Genomic DNA, 12,128 nt, shown 5'->3' with positions numbered 1-12,128 from the left:
CACAGATATACAAAATGACACAACGACTCAATAAATTAATAAGCGACTCCGGATTATGCTCACGTAGAGAAGCCGATCGTTTCATAGAAAGCGGTCGCGTAACGATAAACGGCAGCATCGCCAAACTAGGAGCAATCGTTCAAGAAGAAGATAAGGTGTTAGTTGATGGTTTCCCGATCAATATAAAAGCTGTAGCTATTCGTGTGGCAAAAGGCAAACAGAACAATGCGCAAAGCACTACCAGCAATAAATTGTCCCACAGGGCCAAAAGCATCCTTGCCCAGCAAATGGCAGCTGCGCCTAAATCGGCTGCATTAAGAAAGACAAGCAAGAACAATCCGGCCAACAAACCTAAGGTTGAAGAAGAAGAAATACAGACTCCTCCTTACAAGAAATTTTATCAAAAAGGGGAAGGCTATAAACCATCTTTTGCTTCAAAGAAAACTAATTCTCCGGAAAGAGAAGGCGAAGAAGGAAATAAGATTCATTCGTCCAGCAGATTTCACGATCCTAAATCTCCACATCGTGCATCAGCCAGAAGGGAAGAAACCAAAGAGTTTGGAGCGCCTCGTTTCAGAGATTCTAAAACAAGTGGAGCTGGTAAATTTAGCGAAGGCAGGCCGTCGCGTAGCTCAGGGAAACCCTTCGATTCTAAAAGTCCGAGTACATCTGCAAAATCGAGAGATACCAAACCCGGAATAGCTGCTGGCAAATTGCACGAGTCACGTCCTCCAAAAGCTCAGGGCAAGTTAGGAGCAACGAAACTATTTAACAAGCCGCCGCGTAAAAACGAAAAATGAACAAAAACGTAATTGTCATTACAGGAGGACAAAGATCTGGGAAAAGCAGCTACGCACAGAAACTGGCTCTTTCTTTATCTTCCAATCCTGTATATCTGGCCACATCCCGGGTGTGGGATGAAGAACACCGTGCCCGGATTGTACGCCATCAGGCGGACAGAGGACCGGAATGGACCAATCTGGAAGAAGAGAAATTTCTCAGCAAACACAACCTTGCCGGAAGGGTTGTATTGGTTGACTGTGTTACCTTGTGGGCAACCAATTTCTTTTTCGACAACAAGGCCGATGTTGCCTTGTCGCTTTCGCAACTAAAAACAGAATTTGAGAAACTGACGTCTCAAGACGCCACCTTTATCTTTGTTACGAACGAAATTGGTCTGGGAGGTATTTCGGCCGACGAGCTACAACGTAAATTTACCGATCTGCAGGGTTGGTTTAATCAACATATAGCCGGTATAGCCGGTAAAGTAATATTGATGACAAGTGGCATTCCGCTTGTTTTAAAAGAATAAATTGCCAGAAAATGAAAACATTTCAAATCTCTACTCCCGATCAGACTATTCTTGAATCCCTTATTTTCAAAATAAACGACCTAACCAAACCCAAAGGATCGTTGGGAACTCTAGAAGATATCGCCACTCAGATCGGGTTGATTCAACAAACACTTCATCCGGAACTGCATAAGCCACACGGTATTATATTTGCAGCCGATCACGGAATCGTTGATGAAGGTGTAAGCTTTTCGCCCAAAGAAGTTACCCGCCAGATGATCAGTAATTTTCTTGGAGGGGGTGCTGGCATCAACTTCCTTGCCCGTCAACATAATTTTGTTCTAAAGGTAGTTGATGGAGGTATCGACTATGATTTCCCGGCAATAGACGGACTTATCTCCCGCAAAGTGCGTAAAGGTACTCGTAATTTCCTATACGAATCAGCTCTTACCGACCTAGAAGTTGAACAATGCATTGAGATTGGAGCTGAAATCGTAAAAGAATGTCACAAAGAAGGATGCAACATTATTTGCTTCGGTGAAATGGGAATAGGTAACACATCTCCATCCAGCATGTGGATGACCTGCCTTGCTGGTATTCCGTTGCTTGAGTGCGTTGGTGCTGGAAGCGGATTAGATTCGAGAGGTGTAATGCATAAATATACCATATTGAAACGAGCTCTAGATAACTTCAAAGAGGAGAGAAATGCGATGAATGTCATGCGTTACTTTGGGGGTATTGAAATGATAATGGCTGTAGGAGGTATGTTGCAGGCTGCCGAGTTGAATATGATTATTCTGGTAGATGGTTTTATTATGACCAACTGTGTGCTTGCAGCATCCAAACTTTATCCTGAGGTTATAAACTATTGTGTTTTCGGGCACCAGGGAGATGAAGCTGGTCACAAATTGCTGCTCGATCACTTAAAGGTTAAACCTCTTCTTAACCTGGGATTACGTTTGGGAGAAGGTAGCGGCGCCATCTGTGCCTATCCAATCGTTGAATCTGCTGTTAGGATGATTAATGAAATGAATACATTTAGTAATGCGGCAGTAACAAAATATTTCTGATATGCGAATACTTGCGGCCTTTATATTTTTTACCCGCCTGCCCTTTTGGCGTATTACATCAGTGCCGGGCGACTATTTTAAAAATGTAGTCAGCGGTTGGGCGATGACCGGTTGGCTAACCGCTGGTATTTCGGCCGCTGTACTATATTCGTCCGCCCTTGTTTTTCCGGTTTCAGTTGCCATTTTACTGGCTATCATAAGTAGGTTGTTGATTACCGGATGTCTTCATGAAGACGGACTAGCCGATTTCTTTGACGGATTTGGTGGAGGAAGCGACAAGCAAAAGATTCTTTCCATTATGAAAGATTCACACATCGGGACTTACGGAGTGGTGGGGCTTGTCTTCTATTTTTTAATGCTTTATACATTACTGAGTTCTCTTCCTCTCGATCTTGCCGGTTGTGCCATCCTTACTGCCGATCCTTTTGCCAAAGGGGTATCCTCCATGATTATTAACCGGCTACCCTATGCACGAAAAGAGGAAGATAGCAAAGCCAAGGTCGTGTATAGCCCCATGACTCCCGGCGAATATCTATTTTCTGCAATCTGCGGTCTGTTTCCCCTTGTTTGGCTACCCGAAATTCACTATCTTTGGGCAACGTTGCCTGTATTGTTGTGCTGGTATTTACTTACCTCCTTCATGAAAAAGAAAATTGGTGGATACACCGGCGATTGTTGCGGAGCGCTTACACTCCTCTGCGAACTATCTTTCTATATAGGTATCGTTCTTATTTATTCAGTCACACATTAATTACAATTCCATGGATCTATATCTGATAAGACATACCTCGGTTGATGTTCCCGCAGGATATTCCTACGGACAGACAGATGTCCCTTTACGCGAAACATTCGAAGCAGAAGCAGCTACAGTCAAGGAAGAGCTTAATAAGATTGCAGCCGACAAAGTATACACCAGTCCCCTGAGCCGCTGTGTCCGTCTGGCTACCTATTGTGGTTTTGAAGATGCATGGAAAGACGACCGCATCAAAGAACTTAACTTTGGCAGCTGGGAAATGAAATCGTGGGACGAAGTAAGCAGCCACCCCCATTCGGAAGCGTGGTTTAAAGATTGGGTGCATGTACCCACCCCGGGAGGAGAGTCTTTTAAAGACCAATACAACCGCGTTGCTTCATTTCTGGACGAAATCCGTTCATGCAACGATAATACCGTCTTTGTTTTTGCACACGGAGGAGTATTGGCCTGTGCACAGGTATATGCCGGAATATACGAAATGAGCGAAGCCTTTAAGCATTTACCATCCTATGGTGAAATAATAAAGCTTACTTTATAGCAGTCCCCTTTCCGCACATCTGTTAAAACAATTTCTTGACGTGGCTTTTTAGAATATGAAAGGCCGGATCTGCCATCGAGCCGTGGTCGTATCCATCCAATTCATAAAGAAATACCTTCTGATGACCGGCAACCTTCATCATTCTCCAGAAATAGGCATTTTCTTCATAACGCCCTAACATTTCAAGGTCTCTGTCACCAGAAACTATAACCAAAGGTGGCGCATCCGGACGTACATAATAGAGTGGAGCAAACTCATCGATGCTTGGTTGGGTATCTTTCATCCCTTTGGACTGGCGATAAGCAAAGTGACTGATGGCATGACCGCTAAAAGGGACCAGAGCTGCGATGGAATCGGCATTGATATCATATTTTGAGAGCCATTTCTTATCAAGCCCTATCATATTGGTGAGATATCCTCCGGCCGAATGACCAGAGACAACTATTTTATGCGGATTACCACCGTACTTTCCAATCTCTTTGAAAACCCATGCAACTGCAGCAGCTGCATCGTCAATACAATCAGTTAGCGTTGCTTTAGGCAATAGGCGGTAATTAACAGCTACAACTGCATACCCTGCCTCCTTAAGTTGTTGTGGAATAAATTTATTACCTCCGGATAAACCTCCTCCATGAAACCAAACAATCGTTACAAAGTCTTTAGAAGCTTCCGGATAATATAAATCCAGTCTGCAGCGCTCGTTAGCGTAAGTATCATTGCTTGTACGATAAGAGATATTTTCGATGGTCTTGTATGCAACCTTATCAGAAACCTGAGCAACTGCAGGCAACATAAAGAAAAAGAATAACAACAGAAAAGAATAACGATTCATAATATAATTAGTTTGCTACAAAAGTAATGATTAATATTCTAACATTATACTATATACCTGTCTGATTAGTCGACAGGTGTATATAAACAAAAAAAGGAGTCAGTTCAATCGAACTAACTCCTTCTCTAAAAACGGCGGCTACCTACTCTCCCACTGTTACGCAGTACCATCGGCGTGGGTGGGCTTAACTTCTCTGTTCGGAATGGGAAGAGGTGGAACCCCAACGCTATAACCACCTTAATATCTTTAAGATGTTTGCATGCTGGACAAAGCAATATAGCAACACTTATTCAAGCTCACTAATCCAATATATCAACCCGTTTTCACGGAAATGAAAGTTTCGGGCTATTAGTACTACTCGGCTTCGACATTACTGCCCTTACACCTGTAGCCTATCAAGGTCGTAGTCTACAACCACCCTTATAAGGAAATCTAATCTTGAGGCTGGCTTCGTACTTAGATGCTTTCAGCACTTATCCAATCCCGACTTAGCTACCCGGCAGTGCTCCTGGCGGAACAACCGGTAAACCAGTGGTCAGTCCAACACGGTCCTCTCGTACTAGTGTCAGAGCCTCGCAAATTTCCTACGCCCACGATAGATAGAGACCGAACTGTCTCACGACGTTCTGAACCCAGCTCGCGTGCCACTTTAATGGGCGAACAGCCCAACCCTTGGGACCTTCTCCAGCCCCAGGATGTGACGAGCCGACATCGAGGTGCCAAACCGCTCCGTCGATATGAGCTCTTGGGAGCGATCAGCCTGTTATCCCCGGAGTACCTTTTATCCTTTGAGCGATGGCCCTTCCATGCGGAACCACCGGATCACTATGCTCTAGTTTCCTACCTGATCGACTTGTTTGTCTCCCAGTCAAGCACCCTTATGCCATTACACTCTACGACCGGTTACCAATCGGCCTGAGGGTACCTTTAGAAGCCTCCGTTACACTTTTGGAGGCGACCACCCCAGTCAAACTACCCACCATACAGTGTCCTCCCTCTCCGGGAGTTAGAATTCAAATAATCAAAGGGCCGTATTTCAACGTCGGCTCCACAAACACTGGCGTGCCCGCTTCGTAGCCTCCGGCCTATCCTACACATTAATTACCCAAATGCAATGTAAAGCTATAGTAAAGGTTCACGGGGTCTTTTCGTCCCATCGCGGGTAATCGGCATCTTCACCGATACTACAATTTCACCGAGCTCACGGTTGAGACAGTGCCCAGATCGTTACACCATTCGTGCAGGTCGGAACTTACCCGACAAGGAATTTCGCTACCTTAGGACCGTTATAGTTACGGCCGCCGTTTACTGGGGCTTCAATTCAATGCTTCTCTTGCGATGACATCTCCTCTTAACCTTCCAGCACCGGGCAGGTGTCAGGCCATATACCTCATATTTCTATTTTGCATAGCCATGTGTTTTTGTTAAACAGTCGCCTGGGCCTATTCTCTGCGGCCACCATTGCTGATGGCGTCCTTTTTCCCGAAGTTACAGGACTATTTTGCCTAGTTCCTTAACCGTGAATCACTCGAGCGCCTTAGTATACTCAACCCAACTACGTGTGTCCGTTTACGGTACGGGTACTCTATAAATTATGCTTAGCAGATTTTCTTGGGAGCCTGTTTACATCCATATTGCTTCGTGCAAGCACTCCGCATACTATCAGGTTCGACTCTCAGGGCGGATTTGCCTACCCCAATCAACGTCTACACCCTTCAACTACCTATTCCGTCAGGCAGCAGGACTGTCACTTCTCCGTCTCCACATCGCTCTATAAAGTAGTATGGGAATATTAACCCATTCTTCCATCGGAATCGCCGTTCGGCTTATCCTTAGGTCCCGACTTACCCTGATCCGATTAACGTTGATCAGGAATCCTTAGTCTTTCGGCGAGGAGGTTTCTCACCTCCTTTATCGTTACTTATACCTACATTTGCTTTTCTGCACGCTCCAGCAAGGGTTACCCCTTACCTTCTAAGCTGAGCAGAATGCTCCCCTACCAATCATAATTAAATGATTCCATAGCTTCGGTAAACAGCTTATGCCCGATTATTATCCACGCCAAATTCCTCGACTAGTGAGCTGTTACGCACTCTTTAAATGAATGGCTGCTTCCAAGCCAACATCCTAGCTGTCTTTGCAATCTGACTTCGTTAATTCAACTTAGCTGTTATTTGGGGACCTTAGCTGATGGTCTGGATTCTTCTCCTCTCGGACATGGACCTTAGCACCCATGCCCTCACTCCTTGTCTAAACTAATACGCATTCGGAGTTTATCTGGACTTGATAGGCGGTGAAGCCCTCGCATCCAATCAGTCGCTCTACCTCATACTAGTAATAACAAAGGCTGCACCTAAATGCATTTCGGGGAGTACGAGCTATCTCCAAGTTTGATTAGCCTTTCACCCCTACCCTCAGTTCATTCGAAAGCTTTTCAACGCTTACCGATTCGGTCCTCCAGTTAGTGTTACCTAACCTTCAACCTGACCAAGGGTAGATCACTTGGTTTCGCGTCTACTACCACTGACTAAGCGCCCTATTAAGACTCGCTTTCGCTTCGGCTCCGGACCTGAAGTCCTTAACCTTGCCAATGACAGTAACTCGTAGGTTCATTATGCAAAAGGCACGCCGTCACATCCTATAGATGCTCCGACCGCTTGTAGGCAGACGGTTTCAGGGTCTATTTCACTCCTCTGTTCGAGGTTCTTTTCACCTTTCCTTCACAGTACTGGTTCGCTATCGGTCTCTCGGGAGTATTTAGCCTTACGGGATGGGCCCCGCAGTTTCACACAGGATTTCTCGTGTCCCGCGCTACTCAGGATACTACTAGGCTTCGTCAGTAAGTCGTGTACGGGGCTGTCACCCTATATAGCCGTTCTTTCCAAAACGTTCCACTTTACTAATTTCTTGCCACATCGTAGTCCTACAACCCCTATACTGCCTCAACAGCATAGGTTTGGGCTGTTCCCCGTTCGCTCGCCACTACTTGGGGAATCACTTTTGTTTTCTTCTCCTATGGGTACTTAGATGTTTCAGTTCCCCACGTTTGCCTTCCTTACGGAATGACAGGCCTTCAACCTGCCGGGTTGCCCCATTCGGAAATCACGGGATCAATTGTTATTTGCACATCCCCCGCGCTTATCGCAGCTTATCACGTCCTTCTTCGCCTCCGAGAGCCAAGGCATCCACCGTCTGCCCTTGCTTACTTTCTCTTTCCGTGCACATATATTGCCATAAGGCATGTGTCGGATTGATATATCTTTAAAGCTTGCTCTTTTTTTGTTACTTTATTGCTTTGTTGTCCATCATGTCAAAGATCTTCTTACCTTTACCTTGCGGCTCCGGTTGTTGTGGAGAATAACGGATTCGAACCGTTGACCCTCTGCGTGCAAGGCAGATGCTCTAGCCAGCTGAGCTAATCCCCCGTCTTTTTTCGTTCGTAGTCCCAGGCAGAGTTGAACTGCCGACCTCTACATTATCAGTGTAGCGCTCTAACCAACTGAGCTATAGGACTGGCTTTCTTACCTTTGCCTGAAGCTCTTTCCTTTTGTTCATCTTCCTTTATGGGTAGATATCCGGGCGGCGCTTCAGCCTCTTGTTTCTCTTCTGGTTTCCCAGTTTTGTAAGATCATATATTGTTTATCATATCAAACAGCAGTAGTACAAGGAACATAAAGATTGTTCCTTCCTTAATACCTTGCAAACCGTAAAAGGGAACTCAGGCTCCAGAAAGGAGGTGTTCCAGCCGCACCTTCCGGTACGGCTACCTTGTTACGACTTAGCCCCAGTCACCAGTTTTACCCTAGGTCGATCCTTGCGGTTACGAACTTCAGGTACCCCCGGCTCCCATGGCTTGACGGGCGGTGTGTACAAGGCCCGGGAACGTATTCACCGCGCCATGGCTGATGCGCGATTACTAGCGAATCCAGCTTCACGGAGTCGAGTTGCAGACTCCGATCCGAACTGAGATAAGGTTTAGAGATTAGCATCCGGTCGCCCGGTAGCTGCCCTTTGTCCTTACCATTGTAACACGTGTGTCGCCCCGGATGTAAGGGCCGTGCTGATTTGACGTCATCCCCACCTTCCTCACAGCTTACGCTGGCAGTCTCTCCAGAGTCCTCAGCTTCACCTGTTAGTAACTGGAAATAAGGGTTGCGCTCGTTATGGCACTTAAGCCGACACCTCACGGCACGAGCTGACGACAACCATGCAGCACCTCGTAGGCAGTCATTGCTGAATAGAATGTTTCCACTCCTGTCTCCCTACGTTCAAACCCGGGTAAGGTTCCTCGCGTATCATCGAATTAAACCACATGTTCCTCCGCTTGTGCGGGCCCCCGTCAATTCCTTTGAGTTTCACCGTTGCCGGCGTACTCCCCAGGTGGATTACTTAACGCTTTCGCTGTGCCGCTTACTGTGTATCGCAAACAGCTAGTAATCATCGTTTACTGCGTGGACTACCAGGGTATCTAATCCTGTTTGATCCCCACGCTTTCGTGCTTCAGTGTCAGTTGTAGCTTAGTAAGCTGCCTTCGCAATCGGAGTTCTGCGTGATATCTATGCATTTCACCGCTACACCACGCATTCCGCCTACCTCATTTACACTCAAGTCCGACAGTTTCAACGGCATTTTTACAGTTAAGCTGCAAACTTTCACCGCTGACTTATCAAACCACCTACGCACCCTTTAAACCCAATAAATCCGGATAACGCTCGGATCCTCCGTATTACCGCGGCTGCTGGCACGGAGTTAGCCGATCCTTATTCTCAGGGTACATACAAAACAGGACACGTCCCGCACTTTATTCCCCTGCAAAAGAAGTTTACGAACCATAGATCCTTCTTCCTTCACGCGACTTGGCTGGTTCAGGCTCCCGCCCATTGACCAATATTCCTCACTGCTGCCTCCCGTAGGAGTCTGGTCCGTGTCTCAGTACCAGTGTGGGGGACCAACCTCTCAGTTCCCCTATCCATCGTCGGCTTGGTGAGCCGTTACCTCACCAACTACCTAATGGAACGCATGCCCATCTATCAGCGAATTTCTTTAACAAATATCACCATGCGGTGCCCCTGTTTTATGCGGTATTAGTCCGACTTTCGCCGGGTTATTCCCCTCTGATAGGTAGGTTGCATACGCGTTACTCACCCGTGCGCCGGTCGCCACCAAAGTATTGCTACTTTTATGCTGCCCCTCGACTTGCATGTGTTAAGCCTGTCGCTAGCGTTCATCCTGAGCCAGGATCAAACTCTTCGTTGTATAATTTGTTTGTCTTAATATCTCTTGCTCAGAATTCCCTCTTCTTTATTAGTTTACAATTGACGGTATTAATTTTGATTCTTTACGTCCAAGAAAATCATTACTGATCTTCTCAATTCTTGTACTACTTTTTGTTGATATGTAAATCTTTCAAAGAACTCTTGTTTATACTTTCAGAGTGAAAGCGGGTACAAAGATAATAACTTTATTTCTTATCTTCCAAATGTTTTCGGAAGTTTTTGTCATTTTGTTATTTATTGTGCCGTTCTCTCTTGAATGCGGGGACAAAAGTAGTGCTTTACAACATACACTCCAAACCTTTTGCAAACTATTTTTTAAACTATTTTCACCCAATCTCCCTTAATCCCTGATATCCCGCACCTTAACTACAAATCTTTTTTTTACCCCACTTACACCCCCTTGCAAAGCCTTTTTCCCTCGCGTACATTATATATATTAAAAGAAAACTGACTAACGAAGGTTATGCCACGATCCTCCGTTGTAAACCCGGGAGAAACCGATTTCTTTATGGATTGTCTCAAAAAAAATAAAATTGAGTTGAATATACTCAGACCATCCTCGGTTTATAATTCATATATCTTTGGGAAAACACTCCAATATCTTTTGAAAACGATTCGTATATCTTTGACAGCAAGTTGATGAATGCTTGAAACCAGGGTACCGGATCTTTGAGCGTCACTGAAATCACGGAGGATTGTTTGCCGGTAAGCATTAAGAAAGACCTCAAAGATAAAAAGCAACAACACCCCTACGATTTGATCTTCTATTATTCCTACTCTATATAAGGTAATACGACATGGAGAAAACTCAATAGAAGGAGGGACAATTAGATCGCTTCGTATTCCTCACTATGAATATATTCCATAGTACCAAGAACAACTCAAATGATTCCCTGAAAATCGTAAGGACTTTTCACTTTAAAAGTCAGTACATTTTGATCAAAAAGTATATACTTTTTAAAGAAAATGTACCTGCAATTTTTCGCATAAGAAATAATCAGCGCACTATGCCAGCAATCCCTAATTAGATAAAAAGGTGTAATTAAGCTTATACTACTGTTTATACACAATATTATAATCTATACCCCTTAACACGTATTTTGGCTTTCAAGCGGGATGTTCTGTTATATACGACATTCTTCCCCTTACTCAAGAAAACAGATATCATAGTAGAAGTAAAACCGGCAGCGAGGAAGCAGAACAGTTTAATATCAGATTCTTTCAATTCTGGAAAATCTGCTTTAACCCTGGATACAATACCATTCTGAGTCGCATCCAGCCATTCCTCCAGAGCTTTCTGAGTTTTTGCATCATCACGTATCTCATCTATTATTTGTTGAACTTCTGTAATTATTTTATTTTGGAAATTCTTAGAGTCTTCATGGATATAATATTGCTCACACAATCTCTGCAGTATTACAAAATTGGGACTTGAAGGCAATGTCCTCTTAAACGCTTCTTCTTTTTGTTCATTCTGTTGACAAAACGCCCGGAACTCTTCAATAAAATCCTTAATCGAAACTTCCCAATAAAAACCCCGTCTATAATCTCCAAATAACTTCAAATGTATTCCTCGTATCCTTATTAAGTTAGGTACGTGGATTAGTTCTTTCGTAAAAGACTCTAGAATTTCTTTAATCTGCATAATTGAATATTTTTTATAAGACAAAGATAGATTACATTATTATATAATCACGCTTCATTATGTATAAATAATCTATCACTCACACAAAACAAAACACTCTATATCAACACGATAAAGTTTACCTGAATACAAATATCTATCATTAGCTACATCATCTGTCGAAGTCTTTTACATACAGAACAAATTCATTACCAGACTGTTTTTTTATAAGTAATTATAAAAAGAAAAATAGTATGTTTACTGTTGAACAAATAAATAAAGCTCACGAAAAGGTAAAATCCGGGGCCGATTTTCCAAAATACATTCAAGAGATAAAGCTGATGGGAGTTATCTCGTTTGAAACATGGGTAAAAGACAGTCACACCAAGTATTTTGGTAAAGATGATTATCAAACATCATCCAAGCCTCAGTATCCTGAACTATCAATTTCAGATAAAGTCGATACGGATAAATTCATCAAATACCTGAGGAATCATCAACAAGGAAAAACCGATTATTATACATTTTGTACCAACTGCGCTGAAACAGGAGTTGAAAAATGGGTGGTTTATTTCGATGTAATGACTTGTATCTATTTTGATAAAGCCGGAAACAAAATTCTAAAAGAAGACATACCTGTATGATGCCTCCTGCTTTTAACATATAGAATAATCTATTAGCTCGGTAAACATCATCTTTACTTTCATTTAACAGTACTAAATATACTGAAATAAAAAAAACAT

At 43.8% G+C, this 12,128-nt stretch carries 8 protein-coding genes, 2 tRNA genes and 3 rRNA genes; 6 read left to right on the top strand and 7 right to left on the bottom strand.

The genetic code is table 11. The features are described 5' to 3' along the window. The first annotated feature begins 14 nt into the window (after positions 1-14). Genes F5613_RS06335 through cobC form a run of 5 tightly spaced genes read left to right on the top strand, consistent with a single transcriptional unit; the run spans position 15 to position 3,653 of the window. A complete protein-coding gene (locus tag F5613_RS06335) occupies positions 15-800 on the top strand; it encodes a S4 domain-containing protein (RefSeq protein WP_179399131.1) in 786 nt (261 codons plus the stop codon). Continuing rightward, entirely contained in the window at positions 797-1,312 is a 516-nt protein-coding gene (locus F5613_RS06330; protein WP_179399130.1) for a bifunctional adenosylcobinamide kinase/adenosylcobinamide-phosphate guanylyltransferase, read from the top strand. The genes F5613_RS06335 and F5613_RS06330 overlap by 4 nt, the downstream gene beginning before the upstream one ends. Before the next feature lie 11 nt (positions 1,313-1,323). Next, on the top strand, positions 1,324-2,361 hold the full coding sequence (gene cobT / locus F5613_RS06325) for a nicotinate-nucleotide--dimethylbenzimidazole phosphoribosyltransferase (protein WP_179399129.1): 1,038 nt from the start codon (positions 1,324-1,326) through the stop codon (positions 2,359-2,361). 1 nt (position 2,362) lies between these two features. Beyond that, a complete protein-coding gene (locus F5613_RS06320) occupies positions 2,363-3,112 on the top strand; it encodes an adenosylcobinamide-GDP ribazoletransferase (protein ID WP_179399128.1) in 750 nt (249 codons plus the stop codon). Positions 3,113-3,122: 10 nt separating this feature from the next. Then, positions 3,123-3,653 (top strand): alpha-ribazole phosphatase, encoded by a 531-nt coding sequence (cobC, locus tag F5613_RS06315; RefSeq protein WP_179399127.1) that lies wholly within the window; start codon positions 3,123-3,125, stop codon positions 3,651-3,653. Positions 3,654-3,675: 22 nt separating this feature from the next. Here cobC and F5613_RS06310 read toward each other — a convergent pair whose 3' ends face one another. From F5613_RS06310 to F5613_RS06280, 7 genes are all read right to left on the bottom strand, one after another. Next, on the bottom strand, positions 3,676-4,485 hold the full coding sequence (locus tag F5613_RS06310) for an alpha/beta hydrolase (protein ID WP_179399126.1): 810 nt from the start codon (positions 4,483-4,485) through the stop codon (positions 3,676-3,678). A gap of 129 nt (positions 4,486-4,614) precedes the next feature. Beyond that, positions 4,615-4,725 (bottom strand): 5S ribosomal RNA (rrf, locus tag F5613_RS06305). Positions 4,726-4,814: 89 nt separating this feature from the next. Further along, a 23S ribosomal RNA gene (locus F5613_RS06300) occupies positions 4,815-7,697 on the bottom strand. 139 nt (positions 7,698-7,836) lie between these two features. Beyond that, positions 7,837-7,910, bottom strand: a tRNA-Ala gene (locus tag F5613_RS06295). A 15-nt stretch (positions 7,911-7,925) separates the two neighbouring features. Beyond that, positions 7,926-7,999, bottom strand: a tRNA-Ile gene (locus F5613_RS06290). Between the two features lie 215 nt (positions 8,000-8,214). Beyond that, positions 8,215-9,741 (bottom strand): 16S ribosomal RNA (locus F5613_RS06285). Together the 16S, 23S and 5S rRNA genes with 2 tRNA genes alongside form the textbook arrangement of a ribosomal RNA operon. 1,092 nt (positions 9,742-10,833) lie before the next feature. Next, positions 10,834-11,406, bottom strand: coding sequence for a hypothetical protein (locus F5613_RS06280; RefSeq protein WP_179399125.1), 573 nt, complete (start codon positions 11,404-11,406; stop codon positions 10,834-10,836). Positions 11,407-11,639: 233 nt separating this feature from the next. Here F5613_RS06280 and F5613_RS06275 point away from each other — a divergent pair, with 233 nt between their 5' ends. Next, complete coding sequence (locus F5613_RS06275; protein ID WP_179399124.1) at positions 11,640-12,029, top strand: DUF1398 domain-containing protein; 390 nt, start codon at positions 11,640-11,642, stop codon at positions 12,027-12,029. Positions 12,030-12,128 lie beyond the last annotated feature (99 nt).

The sequence above is a fragment of the Macellibacteroides fermentans genome (genome assembly GCF_013409575.1).
GTDB classification, from domain to species: Bacteria; Bacteroidota; Bacteroidia; order Bacteroidales; family Tannerellaceae; genus Macellibacteroides; species Macellibacteroides fermentans.
The sequence above is the reverse complement of the archived record's forward strand: the minus strand, read 5'-3'. Positions and strand labels throughout refer to the sequence as shown.